Source organism: Vibrio sp. SCSIO 43136 (genome assembly GCF_023716565.1).
In the GTDB taxonomy this organism is placed as follows: domain Bacteria; phylum Pseudomonadota; class Gammaproteobacteria; order Enterobacterales; family Vibrionaceae; genus Vibrio.
In genome coordinates, this window is the sequence record NZ_CP071848.1 from 1,888,418 (window position 1) to 1,906,842 (window position 18,425).

The window sequence follows — 18,425 nt, forward strand, 5'->3', positions numbered from 1 at the left end:
CTCCAGATAAAAGAAAACCACCCGAAAGTGGTTGTTATACGCCAGTGATGGTGATGTCGAGCTCTTTGCCATCTTGGCCGACAATGTAGGCTGCAGCTGCAAGGTCTAAGGCTGCATAGTGCGTGGTGCCATTCCAGTTAAGGTTGATAGCTCCATAGCCTTGAATATCGATAATCACGGTTTCACATGCTCTCCAACGAGTCGAAGCCGAAGAGCGTAGTTCAATGGTTCCATTCGTTGAGTGAGCGGTTAACTGCCCTATTGTTGCTCCCACATGACCAAGCCAAGTTGCTGGGGTTATCTTGCCAAAAGCCCCTTGAGCAAAGCCGTGGTACCCAGAACCATTGCCAATGGTCCATTTGTAGTGATGCACCGTGTCATTTGATACGTCTTGAGCAGTATTAAATAGACCTGGTACATCTGGGTAAGTGACAACTCTAAACATAAGCGCTGGCGTTAAAATGGATGACAGCTTTGTGTTGAGGGTTACAAAATGGCAATCGAGCATAAAGCTTTTTGCCTGTCTCCCCTGTAACTCTCAAGAAGCAGAGCGGAGATTTCTCCTCAGCCACCAAGCGAGCATCACCAAGATCGAACTCATCAGGAGCGGATGAGCGAAGCGCTAACTGAATGTATCCCGTACCTTTGGCATACATAGCGCTGATGACTGCAGTATCAACCGCCTTTATCGCTCCGGTGATATCAACCCACTTATCGATGTTTTCAGTTAGGTCTATGTTCATGGCTACTCCTCAGGCTCTGGGTAAAACTTGTTTTGATACAAGAAGCCGGTTCCTTCATTTCCAGATCCTATTGGTAAGGTGCCCGGGTATTCAGAGGGTTCGACTGTTACCAGTTTGTGCTCTAGCGTTTTCATGGCATCACCTGCTCGTGTGGCAACCATCATAGGCGGTTCAAGGCCACGGCTAGAGCAGAACTCAAGTGCAAGCAATGGCTTTAGGCATGCCGCTGCGTAGACTTCCAAACCAGAATCATCATCTGCAGATGAGCAACCATACTCTTCTGGTTGGTAGTACTGGAGAGCCAAGCCGTCAGCAACGATCTTAGCTACCAAGTCATCCAGCATATCTAAGCCATCTTGGGTGTCGTCTGGGGATTGGCTAAGCAAGGTACCCGCAAGCGCCAGTTCCTTGATTGCCCCACTAACGACCATTCCCTTTTCGATGGTCATAAGAGATCCTATTTCTTCGGTTTAGTTACCTTGGTTACGTCATCAACGAAGCCAAGCTTTTCGTAGTGTTCAAAGTCAACGACCTTGATAACTGCCTGCACATGGCCTTCTTGGTTATCGGCATAGATAAATACGCTCATGCGATCCATTGTGTTTCTCCTAAAACAAAAAGAGGGCCGAAGCCCTCAGAGTAGTGATTGGTGATTAGTTACCTTGACCTTTCAAGCCCAAGTGCGGGTTGAAGCAAGCAAATGCTGGAAGCAGGTCGAAACGAACCATCTGTTTGTTTGCGGTACCATCCGAGAAGCGGTGAACACGAATTGAGAAGCCCGTGTCAGGCATCTGGATAACACTTGAATCTGTAGCGTGCAGCTTTGGAAGCACAATAGTACCAAGACCGAAGAAGTCTTTATGGTAAGCCAGTGCAGGACGGTAGAACTGGTTAGCAGTAGCATTAACAGTTACAGCGTCACCAGCCGTTAGAACTTTGTCTACTGTGTTGAATGCACCATTAACGCCACTCTCATGGATTGCAGCACCAGAAAGTTTAACTGTGATGTCACCACCACTCGTTGCTACAGCATCCTCCATTACCGTTGCTGTGAATTTAACTGGCAAGCCATCTTTGCGCACAACCTTGCGGTTACGGAAGTTCAGCAGGTTAGAGCCAGCGAACGTCAGTGTTTGACCAGCCTTAAGCGTGCCAGTGGTAGCCGTAGCACCTGTAAGAACCACCGTCATTTGGTAAGTATCTTTATAGGTGTTGTATGTACCTGGAACAGTGGTTTTCACCGTCATGCTGCCGACTTGGGTACCTGCTTGATACTCCGGCAAGTTGTTTGTCGAAAGAACTCGATCAATGCCTGCAAAGTTCTCTTTGATTGTAGCCTTAGCCCATGCCTTGCGAACTTCATCATTTACGCCAAGCTGGGTTTGTAGGTCGGCAAGATTGGTTTCATCAAAGTTAGAAATTGCACAGTAGCTATTGCCAGAAGGGAAACCAAGCTCTTTCATTAGAGCACCAATGGTCGCAACATCTTTCCATTTGGAGATGGCTTTGTCTGCCACGCCAGATTGGTTTGCCGCCGCAAGGTTCATTCGGTGTGCAAGTTCTGACTCCAACTCTACAGCCATATCCGTAGCAATAGGATTTAATAGCTCATCTAGTTGGTCTAACTTAAGGGCTTGCTCTACTTGCTGCCACTCACAGAATACAGTGATGTACTCGCCAACTTCTGCAACAACAGAGCCAACTTTGATTGGGTTCTTTTCTTTGTTCGTCATGTCACCATCTGGCGTACGCTGTGGAACATATTGAGCTGAACGTTTCATTTTTACGATGCCACCCGTTGAGGCATCAATATCATTCACCATCTGGCGAGATACGGTGTTACACAGGATCGTGCTTGAGATGAAGTTCTTCGTAAACTGCTTAAGCAGCTTAGGCATTACATTGCTTTCTAAATTGTTTGGCATTGCTTTTATCCTACATTAGCTAATTTGTGCGTCAGGGAACGCTGCATCAAATGGGTCAATCTCTCGTTGGCCACCGCCGTTAACTTGCGTTGCTGGGTCTGGGGCTTGAGTGACTTTTGGTTTAACCGAAAGGGCTTTGGTTTTGAGGGTGGTTGAGATCTTCGCTGCGGCTTGCATTGGGTTCATCTGTGCAAGCTCGTGCAGTTCTGCTGGGTTCTTGGCGAGGTAATCCACCATCTGTGCGCCGTGCTCATCTTGAATGAGGAACGTTGCGACTTCTGAGGAGATACCTGACTGACCAACAACCTTGTCAGCATGCTGCAGTTCTTCAATCGTTAAACCAGCATCTAGGCCACGCTGACCATATTGCTGGATGGCTTGTTGTTGCTGCTGTTCTTGTTGCTGTTGAAGCTGAGTTTGGTTTTGCTGCTCAAGCACCGATTTAACCGAACTCTCAGCGGCCTGCTTGTTGAAGGCGATCATGTCTTGATGGTATTTCTGCATTGCAGTTTCATCATAGAGATCGTCTGGCAACGTTGGGGCTTGAAGCTCTGCGGCTGCAACTGGTGCTTTAGCCTGCGGCTGACCACTTTCCATTGCATCTAGCTTCGCTTGAAGATCGTCAGCTCGACGTTGCTCAGCGTACTTGTCGGCGGTAAGTTTATTGATGCGCTGCTGTACGCCATTCCCGCTTTGCTCAGGTTGGGCTTCCTGACCGGGGCTGATCTCCGGCTGCTCAGTTTCTTGATTTAAAATTTCGCCCTGTTCAGGCGTAGTTTGACCGTCAAGCTCTGAACCATTCAGCTCTAATGTACTCATAGTTTTTTCCTTTGCGCTTAATGCGGATTAAAAGCCCAGATATAGCTCTGGTGGGCTTTGTGGTGCAGGCTATTGAGCGCCTGCAACCACGGTGACTTGTGGTGTGACTTTTTGGAGGTTGTCGAGTTGCTTGCCTTGTGCTTCACCTGTAAGCACTTCGGTTTTCGCCCATGTTTCGGCGGTCTTAGCGACTTTCTCATCAATACCAGCGGCTTTGGTCATGTTATCCATCTGCTGGCTTTCTGCTTTGAGTGCTAGCTCAGAATCACGCTGTTGAAGTTTAATTACATCAATCTCCAGCTGCTTTTCTCGGTTTCGCTCTCGGAGGATTTCACCCTCAGCTTTTTTCATCTCAAGCATCATGGCAGGATCCATTTGCTGCTGTTGTGCAGCCTGCTCTGCCATTGCTTTAGTCTTCTCTTTCTCTTCGTCCGTCATTTGGGATTCAGGAATAAAGCCAGCCTGAAGCATCTGCTCACGTTTACGCTCGGAGATCTTGTCTGAATCAGGAATATCTAGGGAGCTGTAAATAATATCCCCAGCCTCTTGGATAATTGCTGGGTCTACTTCGGCCATTGCGGTTAGGCGTTGTGCTGCTTCTGCACGACGAGACTTGAATGCCTGGTCTACGTTGATTTCTACGCTGTACTTACCTCTAGAGGTGTCGTTAAGCGTGACCATCTGACCAGATTGGTAATCAAATATCTCTTCATTAATGGTAATCACCTCATCGGTGCCATCGCTGTTAATGATCTGCAGTTGGCGCTTAGTGTCGTAGACCTTAGGGATTGCACTGATAACCAGCTCAGTAACTCGCTTAATCATGACTGAGGTGCAGTTAAGCCAGCGAACTGTTTTGGTGTCGCCTTTGCTTATTTGCTGCTTGATAGCCTCACCAGATTGATACATGGGGTTAGCACCCTGCATTGCTGGTGTGGTACCCGACTGCTCTAGCATGTCTTGGTTACTTGCTGCCGCTGTATTGGCTAGGTTTGGGTTAACTTGTGGCCCTGCCGTTTCGAAAGGAACCGTTCCAGCCTCTTGGTCTGGGTTGAAGAACTGCACAGGGTCAGCACTGGTATTCATGTTCTTGAGTTGTTTCTCATGACCTTTGGCTTGCTTCTTGGTCATCATCAACTTCTTGCGAGGTGCTAGTGCTCCCTCTTCAATCTCACGGCTGCGAGCGTAGTTATAAACACGCTGTGCATCCATCAGCTTGAAGACGATGCCCGAGTAGATGAGCTTGTTCTCTACCACATCAAAGTTGCCGTAGTCAGGCACCAGTGGGATACCTACGAATGGGAGCTCTTTCTCACCCTCTAGCCAATCACCACCATCAAAGAATCGTGAGTAAACCTTGTAAGACTTAACAGGTTTGCGACGTTCTTCGGTGATGCCTTCAGCTCTTAGCTCATCGGTAACCTTTTCAAAGTTCTCATCAACTTCATAGGTTGCCCCATTGCTCATCAATGCGATTTCTTTATCGAAAGGCTTTTTGTAGAGGTATTCTCCTACCGTTACATACTTGCGTTTATACCAGTACGTTGTGGATAGGACGTTATCCTCTACCGATTGCTTGGAACCTTCAGGCCATAGGCGTTCATACTCATCCGTTGGGATCACATGGAGCTGCCAGCCCTCATCAGCATCAGAGCCGTCCGGTTCTTCGTGAGGGCCAAGCCAAACTCTATCAACTGAGTTATTAACCTGAGTGATGAAGATGTCTTGTTCAAACCTGTCACCCTCTGCCCAGTCGGTTTTGACTCGCACAAAGTCGATACCACGGCGAATGATCCGACGAGTAGCGTTTTGGTAAATGCGTGGAGCTTTAGATAGGTTCTCAATGTAGCGAACAATACCAGCAATGGTTTTCGCTGTTTCTTTGTCAGCGCCATCACCAGCTGGGTCGATACGGGAGGCAAACTCCATATCTTCCACCTCACCCATAATGTCCTCGATGATGGGTGATACCTTATCGAATGTGTATCGAGGGCGACCTCCCATCTTCTGGACTACGTTCTGTTCCCACTGACCATCTTTGTCAAAGCAGAAGTGATCAGCGTCTCTTGCCTCTTGTCGTTTATCAGTTTCGGCTTCTTGCGACCTAAGCAATCGCTCCTTTACTGATTTATGATCTTCAAATCTGCTTACCATAGTGAATCAAACTCTATATCTTCTGCTTCAAACTGTTCGCCAACCTCACCAAGAGGAATAGCGAAGCGGCGCATCATGTAGCCGTAACGAACTGCATCGAGCACATCATCACGAACCTTCACAATCTTGCCTTTGTCGTCTCGGTGGTATTGATTGAACTCATCAAAGAAAGCTCGAACACCACGGAATACTTTGAACTTGCCCCGCTGGAGTCGTTCACGTATCTCATAGATACCCTGCTCTACCGAGTTACTGGTACCGTCCCAAGTTGCACGGTCAAACAGCATGTTGAACCCTGCATCTTCGTAGTGGTCTTTTTGCTGCTTGGAGTTGTCTCGACCCTTTTCATGCATCAAGCCATCATGTGGCCATGCGATAGGAACACCTTCCTGCCACGGCTTAACAGCGCCCCAAGCATCGTTTGCAGATACTCGTTCGCACTTCCAAGCGTGAGTTAGGTAGATGGTGTCTGTGTCTAGGTCGATAGCGAGGCGAATCTGGGCTTGTGGGTGATCCCAACCAAAGTCCATCCCCCCGATTACATGCCAGTGCTTTGGTATGTCGAAAGGCTCTACCGTGATGAAGTCTTCGCTCATATCGTAGATACGGCCATGACCAAGCATTGGGATGCCTTTGGTACGCATATCACGTTGATGCGGTGGGAATGACTCTAGGAGCTTTTCCTTAACCGACTCAGAAAGGTGTGGAGCATCGTCCCAGCCCTTCTGCATGAACTTCTGACCTTTGCCCGGGTTATCCATGAACTTGATAACCAAGTCGGTGCGGCCATTCTCTGGGGTAAAGGTCAAGATACCTCGACCACCTAACCCTTTATCACCTGTTGCGGTACGAGTAAGCACCTGAGGGTGAATGGCTTGGTCTCTTGGCTCCTCATCGATATGGAACCAATCAACGGAGTCACCCATCAGTGCATGTTGGCCTTGCGAGTAAGACCAGAACTGAACCGTGCTAACACCACCTGAAGCATGTTGAACTCGGACAGTTCGCATTGCACCAGGTGTGCCGGTCATCGACTCCCAAGAAAGGATCCTCTCCGGTGGAACTAAACCACCTTCAAAACCATCCTCTCCCTTGATGCCGAATATCTCCATCTGGAGAAGGTCACGGGTCTTTTCGCCTGAGTAACCCAAGCACCAGATTAACGGGGCATGTTCGAACTTGTGACCATCCCAGTCATCTGGGTAATCACCCAAGGCGTGAATCGCATCGATGTAAGTACCAGTGAAGGTCTTACCAATACGGTTAGCCGCACAGAGACATACCTCAGAGAACTCGGCGGTATTTGCAATAAACTCACGCTGCCAGCCATAGAGCATTTCGAATACTTTCTTGTATCGAAACTTCTTTGCTCGCCTCTCACGCTCCTCAAGCAGAACTAGCAGCTCTTGCTTTTCTTGTGGTGAAAGGCCATGCGGCAACGTCATTTATGCACCGTTTATTCAGTTGTTAGGGTAAAAACCCTCAATATTTTCCACTCAAACGCCAACCTATGCAGTTTTTGCGATTAGTTTTGCAATTTTGTCGTCTAGCACTTCATCCGGCATCGATGAGATCGAACCGCTGTGCTCGACTTGCTGCTTGGCTCCGTACTTCTTCGGGGCCATGCGCTCCATTACCCATTTGCGTGTATCGATGCGAAGTCTGGAGCGTTGAACGTACTCGCCGTTAATCTGGTAGCCAACACACTCGCCATCTTTGCCAGTGCGCTCCATGTAGTCGTTTGAAGCGTCATCAGCAATCTCGAACATCTCATCAAGTAAAAGTTCTTGCTGAACTTCTCGTGCCTGTGTGTACTGGGCACGAAATTCCTCGTTGCTTTGGAGCCAGCGAAGAACAGACATCTTGCTTGGGTAATATTTGCGGTCGCAGATTGATCGAAGTGATTCGCCCATCATTAGACGAATACAGATAGCTCGCCCCTTCCACACTGTGTAGCTACTTGGCCTTCCTCTCTTCTTCATATCAACCTGCCTTAAATAAGAAACCCGCCACTAGGACGGGTTGGTGTGTTTGGGTTACCGCTAGGCTGCGCCCTCATTAAGCAAGTTCCAACGAACCAGCGCCTTATCAGCAGCTACTGAAGCTGCAGAGGAGATGTCGTGGTTTACTTCTGGCAACGCTTCCTCGTAAGCGAGTTTGAAAACGTCATATTTGTTCTGAGTGTCAGCAACGAATGCATGAGCTATTCGATAAGCCTCAATGTCGTTATTGAGCAGCTGCAATAGTGTGAATCGTAGAGCGAAATCCATGGTTTGCCTCCTAAGTTAGTTTTGCTCGAACAAAGCAGTCTTTGGCTTCAAGCAACTTGCGAAGACCAGCGCTTTTCTCCGCACCATCAGGCAGTGCGTCCATGATCCTGGCTAGTTGGCCAAGTGGCTTGCTGACTTCTTGAAGATGTGGTGGTAGATGCTCATACTTGAAGAGCGCCATGATGCCGCTTTCGTTGTCATCAACATCAGCATAAGCTCGCTCAAACACATCCTTAGGTGACCATGAGATATAGCCTTTATGGTCTGGGTGGTTAGATTCGCCGCCGTCTAGGTACTCGACCAAATAACCCTGGTCTTCGCCGTTCTCGTCTTCTGGTAGTTTCCAGCCACGGTATTGGCTGTATGCCAGGCGATTCATTGGAATGGCCTGAATCTCTTTAATCCCGATGAACTTTTCCATTGGTGCTCCTATTGATGATTAGTTGATTAGCTTTATCGAGAGCCCTCGTTGGAAGGCTCTCTGTAAAGCGTTGCATCTCGAATCCTGTATTAACCACCTAGCCAGGTCTTGTCTGGTGGTAGTCAATGCAGTCGTTTAAGTCCTCGATGTAGAGCTGAAGGTTAGTGAATGACTTATCTGTGTAGTAAACACCACCACCTTCTACCTCGTACCACTCAAGAACTGGAGCAGTTGGCTTACACTCAATCGGATGAATCGCTTTGAAAGCCGTAGCTGTCATCGTCGCTGCCGATTGACACCCTGCCAGAGCTGCGGCCAAAGCGACGCTTGTGGGAAATATAAGGGTCACGCTTAATCTCATCCCGCTCTTGCTCCTGCTGTTCTAACTGCTGTTTGAGTTTGCGCTGTTCCAAATAGTTAATTAGCTTCAACACCAATTGACCGATAACAGGGACAGCTTTTAGCCACTTCATGGGCTACCTACGTTCTTAGAGTGCTTGTAGTTACCAGCGAGAAAGTCCCAAGCCACTACAGCCCACCAAGGCCACCGTCGCTTAAACCCCTCTGGTAACTGCGCATCGATGTGAGCAACCGCCGTTACTACTGCACCAAGTGCGCCTAATACCGTTAACACCCATGAGGGAGTGTCAGGCGGCGGGGCTGCACCAGTGGAAGCAATAGCCACAGAAGCAAACAAGACTGCTGATAGTGCCGTCATAGCTGCAAAGAACTGCGTTAGTAATTTCATTGTGTCCCTCCAATAAAAAAGGCGACCGATTGGCCGCCTGTTAAGTAAATAGTTCCTTGGGGAAGTGTTCGACGAACTCGGATACTGTTCCCTTCCCTAATGGTGTGTTGTAGTGCGTTTTCCAGTAATGTCCCAACGCCGCAATATCGCCTGCCTTTGGTAGTGGCTCTCGCTTGCGTCGATAGTGAATGCGACACATAGCCACCATGTAGGCCAAGTTGGTTACTAACTCCAAGTGAGATGGTGAGCGTTGACCACCAAAGCTGCGCATGTTTACCACGCTACCCAGTTCGGAGACTTTCTCTGCCAGTACTGGCTTGTAGTTGAGGTAGTGAAGCCAAATGTCATCATGCGTTGACGGCTCCATCTGAGCCAAACCAAGTGCGGGGCCACTACCAAGCTGCTTGATGTACTTACCACGGCTCTCTTGGGCAATGGTTCCCATCACCAGCTGCTCCGCTGATGCGCTATGCATACCCAATTTCTTCAAAGTAGGTCGCACGACCTCTTCTAGTAACTGCTTAAGATCCATCTTTCTTCCCTGTTGGCCGCTTTAATGCCGCCCTTGCTGATAGTACCGCTACACCAATACCCACAATCGTTAGTAAGTCACCCGCATAAAGTGCGTACTCACCAAAATCAATCAGCACAGCTCGCATGATCGATGGTGGGTTGGTTGTCATCTGGTGTGCTACTGCTGCTGAGCTTACGCCCGACACCATAGCTGTTGCTGTCGCAGTGTTAGACATAAGAACCCCAAAAACGAAAAAGCCCCTCAATGTGAGGGGCTGTATTAGATACAAAAAAGGCCCAGTCCGAAAACTGAGCCTATATAATTCTGTGTTGGATTCACTAAACCCCAACGTGACATAAATTATGCACTTTTCGGCCGACCAAATCAACACTAAATCTGTGGATAACTTTAATTAAATCAATATCTTCATCACACTTTTAAGCTGCATCACATAATCCGAGCAAATATCCCCCACATGCAGCAGCTGCAACCTCAATTTGAGACTTGAGAACAGTAACACTAGGTGGCTTTTTACCCTCTCCTCCCATTGCTTTGCATTTGGTATAGACACCCATCCAATCCGCATGGATGGTTTTCGCAGATTTCCCTCTCACAAAATGCTGATACAACAAGAATGGGTAATTCTCGTTTAGCGTCTTGGTTCTGGCTACTGCCTTATCAACAAGGAATGCTTCCTCGATCTGGTCACTGGTAAGGTTAGCCTCTTGGTCATAGTCAGCAAGTGGGCAATGGTATCCTGTTCCGGTGGCATTGCTTGCCCACTTTCCCCAATTCCTTAGCATCTTGTGTAGTTCGGGTTCTTCCATCACGCCACCTCCTTGTATCTCTGTTCCAGCTCCTTGCACATAGCCTTAAACTTCGCAATCTCTGCCTTGATGGAGTCAATGGTTGGATATTGCTCCTTTAGGCTTGGATGCTTGCCGTTAAGCCAGTCAACCTTGTCCTGTCCGTACTTGGCTATCAAGAACTCTTGATACTCCAAGCGCATTCCAGAGCCATGCAGGTTACATTTAACCGAGCATTGTTTGTGGATGTTCATCAACTCAAAGCGAGTCTCTGGTGATGCGCCACGAGTTCGAAAATGCCCGGCATCGTACTTGATGTTTGGGTTTGTGGTACCGCAGGTGCAGCACGGTTCATTTCGGTCACGTAGGCGAACGTATTTGTTTACCCACTTTTGGAGGTCATCGAGCCACTGAGTGCGAGTTTTGAGAGCCTGTTTGCGCTCTTTCAGGTTGCGGCGTTTTTCCCGCTCAACCTTGACCTGTTCACGCTTATTACGCTTTTCGACCTTGGCCTTGCCAAATTCACGAGCACACTTAATCGAGCACACTTGTTGAGTTGATCGGTAGGTTCGCTCGAAAGGCTTGCCGCACTGTTTACAGATTGGTTGTTTCGCCATGCTTACACCTCACTCATACCAGGGGCTGAATTAGCTAGATTACTGACACTGTGCATTCATCAACTCCCTGTATTCACATTCAGCCGGAATTTCTATTCGACAACCAATCGACTCAGACCACTCTAGAATCGCCGTGGTGAAGTGAAACGCCTCACCCCTGTCTAGGTTCGAAGTTTTACGTAAAACACTTCTAACGAGCTTCTGACCCGTCTCTACGTCGATGTATTGTTTCTCATGCCACCCTAAGAATTTATTCTTGAGGTTCTCTTTGACGAATGCGGGTGTCCATTCCTCTCGACCTCGACTGATTAGAAACTTACTAATCTTCTCGTAAATCACATGCTGGAAAGCGTTCTGTGACAAGCTGCGCCTCCCGTACTGGGTAAGCTTGGTTTTAATCGGCTTGTTGCTGCTCTCAAAGTGATCGTGGATGTACGATACAATTTGAGTCAGCTCTTCCGTGTTGCGGATTAAGAACTCTTGAGCCATTACAAACACCCCTCTCTCATGCACTCACCACTAAGCGTTTTTCACTATCCACGGCGATGATCGCCAGCTTGATTCCCATAAAGCTCGGCTCATTGCCAGCAAACTCCACACACTGTGCAACAGCTCGGTAGAAGTTTTTCTCAGGCTCTAAAGGCAAAGGCTTTCTCACTGCCATGCATATACTGTTTGAATACCACTGAACTTGACTCATACAGCCTCCTGCTTACCGAACCGCACCATTGCGTTGAATCCATCCATGGTTATGCTCCCTGCCTTGCTCGCTCCGCAATACGTTGAAATACGCTTCCGGTGCGAAAATTCTCTGGTTTATCTAGACCTAGCTCGTTTGCTCGTTGCCTTGCTAGGTCGTTGGTGTTGATGGCTGATGCCTTGGGTAACGCTTTACCTCGAAGCTCCTCAGGCAAGACAAGCTCACCTCGTTGCTCTCTGGCAATCGCCTCGGTTAGCAGGGACTTAAACTCTCTCCGAGCCTTTTCGTCTCGCATCTGGCGCAGGTTGAAACCCATCTCGCCAGAGACATATCGCTCTGCCCTGCCCTCTGGTTGCTTTCGAACCATTCGCCAGTACGCAGCATCAAAATCAAAATATCTCCCCTCCAAAATCTCCACGAACTGGCCCAGCGTTGGCGGGAAGTCTTTGTAAACCCGCTGGGCTTTGTGAATGGCCTTGGTCAACTGCTCTGGCGAGTACTTCAAAATCTCCCTCGACCATGAAGCCGGTAGAGTTTGATGAACCCACGAACTTCCGTAAGCGCCCAACATGTTCCGCTGAAACGCCAGCTCGTAAGCAAGCTTGCTCTCCATGCTCTCGCAGTGTTGCGAGGATTGCTTTGTCGTCTCGGCTGAGTTTTGACTCTTCGATTGCAAGGCTTGATGTTGACTGGGAATTAACTTGTCGATTTTCTGCATGGCTAAACGCTCCGTTGTTCTGCATAGCGTTGATAAACCAGTCGTAACGGAACGCTTTCCACGCTCTGTCCGCCCATAGGTCTAGAATTTGGTCGTTGGTGTATCCCGCTTGACGGGTTTGATCGAACTGCTTGCCGTGACTAGCAATCACACGCTGAGTGATCGGAGCCTTGGCGTTGTTGCGAAGCTGCTTGAACTCTTCGACTTGCTCATCAGTGAATCCAAGTGGCGTGAAGTCCAAACCATTTTTTTTGGTACTTTTTTTATTAAGATCTTTATTTACTTTAAGATCAGTATTTACTTGTGTCGGCTTAGCCGTATTAGGCTTAGCCTGATTAGGCTTAGCCGAATTAGGCTTTTTATCCTGCTCAATTTCCTGCACCGGCTCGTCAAAAACGTAGTAATCCATTTCTCCCGAGGATTGCTTCTGAGTAACCACAAAACCAGAGCTCTTTAGCTCCTTTAGAATGTTGTAAACACCCTCTCGGCCCGTTGGTTTGGCTGAGCCTTTGGTAACGTTCTGAAGCTCCGCTACACTCACTTGCCAGTTGTCTGGCTTTGACAGCAAATAACCAAGCATTCCCATCGCTTGAAATGACAGTTGGTTGCGCTGAAAAACAACATTGCTGATGGTGGTAAAATGCGACTCGCGCTTCTTGCGAATTATTGCCATGAGTCGCCCCTGGCACTTGCAATGTGATCTAAATGCTTCATAATTAACCTGTTTGTTGCATAACCCGCCAACGAGCGGTCACTCAGGCGGGTTATTTGCTTATTGTTCCGATGGTTCTAATACAGGGGCTGAATTAGTCACCTCCCCCGCCGCACAATCACGAGCTATCACACGTGCCAATGCCTGAAAACGAGGGCAACTGCTGTCACCCACATCTAATTTTTCAAGCACCTCTCCAGCCTCACACGCTTGCTTCTCTGTCAATTTCATCGATTAGTCCCTCTGTTCCTTTGTCAATCAGATACATCGCAATCACTGCTACGGGTATCCCAGTTTCTTTAGATAACCCTTTCAATTGGTCGATAGTTTGTTTGTAAGGTCGAACCTTGATGTGTTCTTCCCTAACAAGCTCATCCGGTAGTCCTGCTTTACCTACTCGTGATCGCTCCTTTATCAATGTTGAATAATCCCGTAATTCCATATCCGCCTCGTCAAAGATTTTTTATATGGGCCCTTCCTACTGCTAAAGGGCTTTGTTTATGCTGCGTTCTTCTCCTGCTCGAGCCTATTGCTAAGCAGAGGTGCGCAGTCAAAGTCGTATTCTTTTGGTTCGTACTGCACACCAAGGTATTTGTCTGCCTGCAACGCTCTAAGCTCTGGTAACCCAAGTTTTTTCCAGCGATGAACTGAAACGGGTGTGACTCCAAATGCTCTTGCCATTTCTGACTGAGAGTTAAAGCAACGTAATACTCTGGAGAATGCAGCTTTACTAAAACGTTCCATTCAAACCTCCAATTAACTCTTTGGAATATACTTAAAAGTAATAACAATGACAAGACAACAACCGCTAACGAAACAAAAATTAATTAAAATTGCTGGTTCAATTGGACAATAAGTAACTAACTATGGGTATAGGTGAGCGAGTAAACGAGCGAATGCATGTTGTTGGGATTAGCCAGGCGCAGTTGGCCAGAGAAGCCGGAGTGACCTCGGTGACCATGATGCGAATCAGAAATGGCGAAGCAACAAACGTCAGAGCCACAACAGCGATCAAGCTTGCTAAGTCATTAAAGTGCTCGATCAACTGGTTGATTCTCGGAAGAGGCCCAGTTGAAGACGATGCGCCAACTGAACACATAAGTTCCGCAACAGTAATCATTCCAGATCAGAGTGAGCCATCAGGGTTTAAGGCAACTGTGCCAATTGGCTCTCCAGTAGACGGTGAGAACTTAATTGCTCTACATATCTCTGATGACATGATCTCATTACCAAATCAGTGCCTTGTGTTTGTTGAGCAAGGAGTATTGCCAGCTTCAGGCGAGTTCGCCCTGGTAAGAGACCAGCAAAACACATTACTGGTTAGGCGGTACCGAAACATGGGCGCTGCTATCATGCTGGAAGCAACTGCAAGTGGCATTCCAGAGCAATTCCGCTACACAGAGCTTAATGAAGACATGAGCGTAATTGGCAGAGTGGCCGCCTACAGCGCAAAACCTTAAATAACTAAGCGCATCCTAACCAATTCTATAGCCCCATCACTGGGGCTTTTTTACGTCTGAAGAAAATTTATTACTTAAAAGTTATTAATTAAAGCTTGATCTGAATTTTACTTTTAGTTAAATTCTAAAACGTAAACACAAGGCAGCACTTAACCGATGCTGTATTTGAATAATGAGGGACACATGCTCCAAGGTTTGGAAAGCACTCTAAGGCTAGAACTGGTTATCTCGCTATCAAGCATTCGAAGTGATGGTCAGAAGATGGCTCTACACAAGCATTTTGTAGATGGTTTGAACTTCTCAGCAAGTGCGGCGATAGCAGAGATTACGGAATCGAACTTCCAGCGAGCGATCGACAGAGTTCAGGAAATTGATACGACAATCGAAGCCATAAAAGAACACGACTGGGCTCGGTTTAAATCAGAAAAGTGATAAGTGAGTTTAATCAAATGGACGCAGAAGCTTTTATCAAAAATGAAATTTTCAAATATCTAGTTGGGGGGGGGTGCAGCAAGAACGCAGCACATAAAGCGTCACTTGAAGGGGTGAAGTTCTTTAATCAAGGCAACCACAAAGATCCCTATTTTGACTCTTTGTGCCATGCAGGCGTTAAGTTCGCTCAGGTTTATGACCCCAGTTACAAGTTTAAGAAGCCAAAAACGGCTACTAGCAAGCCGTTTGTTAACTCAAAGCCTCGTTCTCGCAAGCATAAATCACAGACAAGTTTGATTTAGCTACAGAACGAAAAAGCCCCTCAAAGTGAGGGGCTCTCATACCAAGACATTCAACTTTGACGAGACGAAATCTTGGGATTTTTTAACAACTCGGGTGACCGCCCGACTTGATAAGCAATAAGGATAGTAACAATGGCACAGTTCAAAATCAACGATAGCCAAGAGAAAGCCTTTGATATGTTTCTCGCTAAAGGCCGTTTCCGCATCCAACGAGGCCAAGAGTTTTGCGGCCTATCTTACTCAGACTTTGTAGAGTTCATCGTCAATGAAGCCCCAGATAGATTCCTTAATGGAATTATCCGTAGTGTTTACACCTTTAAGAGTGAGTGCCCCGCACCATTACTTGGCGCACAGTCTGAAGAGTTAAAAACTCTATTCGATAAGTTCATGGAAGCCAATGTTCCGAAGTTTCAGGCGGCTTACTTCCAAGGGCTTCAAGCCCACCAAAATGAACAATCCTTACTGGCGGCGGGTTACTAACCATGAGTAATTTGAAAAACATCGAGAAAGACCTTCAGCGCCCTTTTGATGAGCAAGATATCCAATGGCGAGTTCAGCAAGCTGGGGTATCGAAAGGTGACAAGCCATATGTAATGGCGATTCCATACATCAGCAACCGAGCGATTCAAAAGCGTCTTGATGAAGTGTTTGGTGCGTTCGGTTGGGAAAATGCCTACAAACCAACACCAGACGGTAAAGGCTACTTGTGTGGAATCACCATCCACCTTGACGGCAAGTCAGTAACCAAATGGGACGGTGCTGAGTACACGAATATCGAACCACTAAAAGGCGCTCTATCTGACTCAATGAAGCGATGCGCTGTTCAGCTAGGTATCGGCCGTTATCTGTATCAACTGGATGTTTGCTTTGCTGATTGTCTGTTTGTTGAGAACCGCCGTGATGCCGTCAATGTGCATACACATTACCCAAATAAGCAAAACAGGAGCATTAAGCAACTTATAGGATGGTCTAACCCACGCTTGCCAGTATGGGCTCTGCCATTCGAGGATTACTCAGAGTTTATCGACAAGATTAATATCGCAGAAGATATCGAGCAGTTACGAGATGCATTTACTGAGGCTTATCGAGCGTCTGAGTCTTCGCAATCTGATGACTTGCTTGACCAGGCCACCAAGGCTAAGGACAAGCGCAAGAAAGAAATCTTGGCATCTATCAACGAGATCAACGCTAAGAAGTTCAAGGAGGTCGAGAGTTGGTTGCTCAAAGAGGTATTGATGTTTAACCAACTTCCAACGAAGTCAACGGTTGAGAACTACCGAAATACTCTAGGTGAGAACTTGAAAACTAGAACAAACGGACAGCCTTTTGACAGCGAGCCGCTACTCAACACGCTTACCCAGAAGTGCCAAGAGCGCTTAAACCAACTACAGATGAATGGATAACACTATGTCAAATACAGCAATTACTACTTTCGACCAAGCAACAGCTTTGACTGGCAAGAAAGCGATCGATTTTTTCTCTGTTAAAGAGAACGTTCTTCCGCTGATTGCTCAAGTTAAGGAGGAAGCACTTAGCCTCGTACCAAACGTTAGCACCAAGAAAGGCCGTGATGAGATTGGTTCTACTGCCCTCAAGGTCTCAAAATCTCGTACTGCGCTAACTGAAGCTATTGACAAGTCCGTAGCAGACATGAAGTCCAAGGTGCAATGCGCTAATGAGGTTAAGAAGTTTGTAGCCTCTGAGCTAAATAGTGTTCGTGAAGAGGTTCTAAAACCACGCAATGAGTGGAAGGCAGAGCAAGATCGCATTGAGGCTGAGCGTGTTGCGAGCATTAAGGGTCGCATCACCAACATTGAAAGCCTTGGCCAGTTTAATGCTAGTGATAGCAAAGAAGACCTCGCTTCCAAGATTGATGCACTAGAAGCAATGGATGTCAGCGAAGGCTTTGAAGAGTTCACTGCCGACGCAGCTAGTGCTATTTCATCTGCAGTTAAGGTTCTAAATGATCGCATTCTTAAGATCATTGAAGAGGAAAAGGCCAGAGAGCAAGACCGACTACTTGAAGCTGAACGCCAGAAAAGCCGTATTCAAGAGCGCCTGAATAACCTTGCTCAGATTCCGCTTGGTTTGATGGGTAAGCACTCAAGCGAGATTCAACGCAAGATTGATTCACTGAAAGGCTTTGATGTGCCGGTGGATGAGTTTGGTGAGCGTACTGAGGAAGCCAAGGCATCCCTGGCTAACGTTTTAGTGCAGCTAGAGATGATGCTTGGCCAAGCCAAGCAACTTGAAACCATCCAAGCTCAACAAACAGAAGCGACCACGCAAGTTTCCGAGATTGAGACCAAACAACCTGCGGCAAACTGCGAAGTAAAAACATTTGAAGTTCGTGCTGAATGGAGTGGGTATAGCCGTGGACGTACGACTTACAAGGTTGTAGCGAGCGATCCTCAAGAAGCTCTGGAGCTAGCGCCGGAAACTGGCGAGGTTATTGAATCTGTTACTACTAGAGATGATAGAGAGGTAGACCGCAGTTCTATGTATGTTGAGAGTGTAAATGAGGCAGCGGCATGACATTACAAGAACAACTTGCAGAGGCCCAACAAGCACAATCTGAGCTTCTATCCATTGGGTACCTATCTTCAGTAAGTATAACTGATGGCTGTGGTGTTATAGATGACTTCATAACTATGTACATCAATGTTGGCGACGGGAAGCAAGAACAGTATTTCGTTGGTTCCAAGACCAATGACCCTACTGAGCGTATTGCTCAACTTAAAGCGGAACACCAAGGGGTGGCAGCATGAACCTAAAGACCAGAGCTAGGTCACTAAAGAAAACCAAAGCAAACACCAAGTGGATGATTGTTCAGTTAATGAAGATTTCATCAATTGACTTTGATGTTGATCATGCGTGCGGCAAGCTAAGTCAATATGGCTTCAGCGTTCGTGAAGGCGACATCTTCAGGTACATGAAAGAGCTTAGCAGCGAAGGCGTTTTGATTTTCAACGGTTGGAAGCCTATCAAAGTTGATAGCACGACCGTTGGCTACATAGCTGTGTTTGGGTTGTTAAAGCATAAACTTAAGCACTGGTTGGAACATCAAGGAGTGGCGGCTTAGTC

Annotated in this window: 31 protein-coding genes; 7 read left to right on the top strand and 24 right to left on the bottom strand. The window is 47.3% G+C overall.

The features are described 5' to 3' along the window. Positions 1–34 precede the first annotated feature (34 nt). From J4N39_RS08805 to J4N39_RS08920, 24 genes are all read right to left on the bottom strand, one after another. Positions 35–445: a hypothetical protein gene (locus J4N39_RS08805; protein ID WP_252018206.1), complete on the bottom strand. Its 411-nt coding sequence runs from the start codon at positions 443–445 to the stop codon at positions 35–37. Continuing rightward, the gene (locus J4N39_RS08810) at positions 438–743 is read right to left on the bottom strand and encodes a hypothetical protein (protein WP_252018209.1); all 306 of its coding nucleotides are present in this window, start codon (positions 741–743) and stop codon (positions 438–440) included. Before J4N39_RS08810 ends, J4N39_RS08805 begins: the two co-directional genes overlap by 8 nt. A 2-nt stretch (positions 744–745) precedes the next feature. After that, on the bottom strand, positions 746–1,192 hold the full coding sequence (locus J4N39_RS08815) for a packaged DNA stabilization gp4 family protein (RefSeq protein ID WP_252018211.1): 447 nt from the start codon (positions 1,190–1,192) through the stop codon (positions 746–748). An 8-nt stretch (positions 1,193–1,200) separates the two neighbouring features. Further along, positions 1,201–1,341 carry a hypothetical protein gene (locus J4N39_RS08820; RefSeq protein ID WP_252018213.1) on the bottom strand — a complete coding sequence of 47 codons (141 nt, stop codon included), beginning with the start codon at positions 1,339–1,341 and terminating at the stop codon, positions 1,201–1,203. A 55-nt stretch (positions 1,342–1,396) separates the two neighbouring features. Then, a complete protein-coding gene (locus J4N39_RS08825) occupies positions 1,397–2,668 on the bottom strand; it encodes a P22 phage major capsid protein family protein (RefSeq protein WP_252018215.1) in 1,272 nt (423 codons plus the stop codon). Between the two features lie 15 nt (positions 2,669–2,683). Further along, entirely contained in the window at positions 2,684–3,487 is an 804-nt protein-coding gene (locus J4N39_RS08830) for a hypothetical protein (RefSeq protein ID WP_252018217.1), read from the bottom strand. 69 nt (positions 3,488–3,556) lie between these two features. Further along, positions 3,557–5,641: a portal protein gene (locus tag J4N39_RS08835; protein WP_252018219.1), complete on the bottom strand. Its 2,085-nt coding sequence runs from the start codon at positions 5,639–5,641 to the stop codon at positions 3,557–3,559. Next, a complete protein-coding gene (locus tag J4N39_RS08840; RefSeq protein WP_252018221.1) occupies positions 5,635–7,086 on the bottom strand; it encodes a terminase large subunit domain-containing protein in 1,452 nt (483 codons plus the stop codon). The genes J4N39_RS08835 and J4N39_RS08840 overlap by 7 nt, the downstream gene beginning before the upstream one ends. Before the next feature lie 63 nt (positions 7,087–7,149). Then, positions 7,150–7,623 (bottom strand): terminase small subunit-like protein, encoded by a 474-nt coding sequence (locus J4N39_RS08845; RefSeq protein ID WP_252018223.1) that lies wholly within the window; start codon positions 7,621–7,623, stop codon positions 7,150–7,152. Between the two features lie 60 nt (positions 7,624–7,683). Next, positions 7,684–7,911 carry a hypothetical protein gene (locus J4N39_RS08850; RefSeq protein ID WP_252018225.1) on the bottom strand — a complete coding sequence of 76 codons (228 nt, stop codon included), beginning with the start codon at positions 7,909–7,911 and terminating at the stop codon, positions 7,684–7,686. Positions 7,912–7,921: 10 nt separating this feature from the next. Next, positions 7,922–8,332, bottom strand: coding sequence for a hypothetical protein (locus J4N39_RS08855; protein ID WP_252018227.1), 411 nt, complete (start codon positions 8,330–8,332; stop codon positions 7,922–7,924). A gap of 97 nt (positions 8,333–8,429) precedes the next feature. Continuing rightward, the gene (locus tag J4N39_RS08860; protein ID WP_252018229.1) at positions 8,430–8,612 is read right to left on the bottom strand and encodes a hypothetical protein; all 183 of its coding nucleotides are present in this window, start codon (positions 8,610–8,612) and stop codon (positions 8,430–8,432) included. Continuing rightward, positions 8,575–8,805, bottom strand: coding sequence for a hypothetical protein (locus J4N39_RS08865; RefSeq protein ID WP_252018231.1), 231 nt, complete (start codon positions 8,803–8,805; stop codon positions 8,575–8,577). Before J4N39_RS08865 ends, J4N39_RS08860 begins: the two co-directional genes overlap by 38 nt. Next, positions 8,802–9,080, bottom strand: a complete 279-nt coding sequence (locus tag J4N39_RS08870; RefSeq protein ID WP_252018233.1) for a hypothetical protein — start codon at positions 9,078–9,080, stop codon at positions 8,802–8,804. The genes J4N39_RS08865 and J4N39_RS08870 overlap by 4 nt, the downstream gene beginning before the upstream one ends. Positions 9,081–9,120: 40 nt before the next feature. Then, positions 9,121–9,612 carry a hypothetical protein gene (locus tag J4N39_RS08875; RefSeq protein ID WP_252018235.1) on the bottom strand — a complete coding sequence of 164 codons (492 nt, stop codon included), beginning with the start codon at positions 9,610–9,612 and terminating at the stop codon, positions 9,121–9,123. Beyond that, entirely contained in the window at positions 9,602–9,829 is a 228-nt protein-coding gene (locus tag J4N39_RS08880; RefSeq protein ID WP_252018237.1) for a hypothetical protein, read from the bottom strand. The genes J4N39_RS08875 and J4N39_RS08880 overlap by 11 nt, the downstream gene beginning before the upstream one ends. A gap of 202 nt (positions 9,830–10,031) precedes the next feature. Further along, positions 10,032–10,421 (bottom strand): hypothetical protein, encoded by a 390-nt coding sequence (locus tag J4N39_RS08885; RefSeq protein ID WP_252018239.1) that lies wholly within the window; start codon positions 10,419–10,421, stop codon positions 10,032–10,034. Then, on the bottom strand, positions 10,421–11,017 hold the full coding sequence (locus J4N39_RS08890; RefSeq protein WP_252018241.1) for a recombination protein NinG: 597 nt from the start codon (positions 11,015–11,017) through the stop codon (positions 10,421–10,423). The genes J4N39_RS08885 and J4N39_RS08890 overlap by 1 nt, the downstream gene beginning before the upstream one ends. A gap of 39 nt (positions 11,018–11,056) precedes the next feature. Then, positions 11,057–11,506, bottom strand: a complete 450-nt coding sequence (locus J4N39_RS08895) for a NinB/YbcN family protein (protein WP_252018243.1) — start codon at positions 11,504–11,506, stop codon at positions 11,057–11,059. A 16-nt stretch (positions 11,507–11,522) separates the two neighbouring features. Next, positions 11,523–11,717: a hypothetical protein gene (locus tag J4N39_RS08900; protein ID WP_252018245.1), complete on the bottom strand. Its 195-nt coding sequence runs from the start codon at positions 11,715–11,717 to the stop codon at positions 11,523–11,525. A gap of 49 nt (positions 11,718–11,766) precedes the next feature. Then, positions 11,767–12,084 carry a hypothetical protein gene (locus J4N39_RS08905; protein ID WP_252018247.1) on the bottom strand — a complete coding sequence of 106 codons (318 nt, stop codon included), beginning with the start codon at positions 12,082–12,084 and terminating at the stop codon, positions 11,767–11,769. Positions 12,085–12,106: 22 nt separating this feature from the next. Then, complete coding sequence (locus tag J4N39_RS08910; RefSeq protein WP_252018249.1) at positions 12,107–13,108, bottom strand: hypothetical protein; 1,002 nt, start codon at positions 13,106–13,108, stop codon at positions 12,107–12,109. A 99-nt stretch (positions 13,109–13,207) separates the two neighbouring features. Then, the gene (locus J4N39_RS08915; RefSeq protein WP_252018252.1) at positions 13,208–13,378 is read right to left on the bottom strand and encodes a hypothetical protein; all 171 of its coding nucleotides are present in this window, start codon (positions 13,376–13,378) and stop codon (positions 13,208–13,210) included. A 267-nt stretch (positions 13,379–13,645) separates the two neighbouring features. Further along, positions 13,646–13,891, bottom strand: a complete 246-nt coding sequence (locus J4N39_RS08920) for a helix-turn-helix domain-containing protein (RefSeq protein ID WP_252018254.1) — start codon at positions 13,889–13,891, stop codon at positions 13,646–13,648. Between the two features lie 122 nt (positions 13,892–14,013). Between J4N39_RS08920 and J4N39_RS08925 the strand changes: the two genes are divergently transcribed. The 7 genes from J4N39_RS08925 to J4N39_RS08955 all read left to right on the top strand — a co-directional run bounded on the left by J4N39_RS08925 (position 14,014) and on the right by J4N39_RS08955 (position 18,423). Further along, positions 14,014–14,607, top strand: a complete 594-nt coding sequence (locus J4N39_RS08925; protein WP_252018257.1) for a helix-turn-helix domain-containing protein — start codon at positions 14,014–14,016, stop codon at positions 14,605–14,607. Between the two features lie 156 nt (positions 14,608–14,763). Beyond that, positions 14,764–15,039, top strand: coding sequence for a PapB/FocB family fimbrial expression transcriptional regulator (locus J4N39_RS08930; RefSeq protein ID WP_286036789.1), 276 nt, complete (start codon positions 14,764–14,766; stop codon positions 15,037–15,039). Positions 15,040–15,473: 434 nt separating this feature from the next. Then, positions 15,474–15,821 carry a hypothetical protein gene (locus tag J4N39_RS08935; RefSeq protein ID WP_252018262.1) on the top strand — a complete coding sequence of 116 codons (348 nt, stop codon included), beginning with the start codon at positions 15,474–15,476 and terminating at the stop codon, positions 15,819–15,821. A 2-nt stretch (positions 15,822–15,823) separates the two neighbouring features. Next, the gene (locus J4N39_RS08940; RefSeq protein WP_252018264.1) at positions 15,824–16,744 is read left to right on the top strand and encodes a Rad52/Rad22 family DNA repair protein; all 921 of its coding nucleotides are present in this window, start codon (positions 15,824–15,826) and stop codon (positions 16,742–16,744) included. A 4-nt stretch (positions 16,745–16,748) separates the two neighbouring features. After that, the gene (locus J4N39_RS08945) at positions 16,749–17,876 is read left to right on the top strand and encodes a hypothetical protein (RefSeq protein WP_252018267.1); all 1,128 of its coding nucleotides are present in this window, start codon (positions 16,749–16,751) and stop codon (positions 17,874–17,876) included. Further along, complete coding sequence (locus tag J4N39_RS08950; RefSeq protein ID WP_252018269.1) at positions 17,873–18,109, top strand: hypothetical protein; 237 nt, start codon at positions 17,873–17,875, stop codon at positions 18,107–18,109. The genes J4N39_RS08945 and J4N39_RS08950 overlap by 4 nt, the downstream gene beginning before the upstream one ends. Further along, the gene (locus J4N39_RS08955; protein ID WP_252018271.1) at positions 18,106–18,423 is read left to right on the top strand and encodes a hypothetical protein; all 318 of its coding nucleotides are present in this window, start codon (positions 18,106–18,108) and stop codon (positions 18,421–18,423) included. The genes J4N39_RS08950 and J4N39_RS08955 overlap by 4 nt, the downstream gene beginning before the upstream one ends. Positions 18,424–18,425 lie beyond the last annotated feature (2 nt).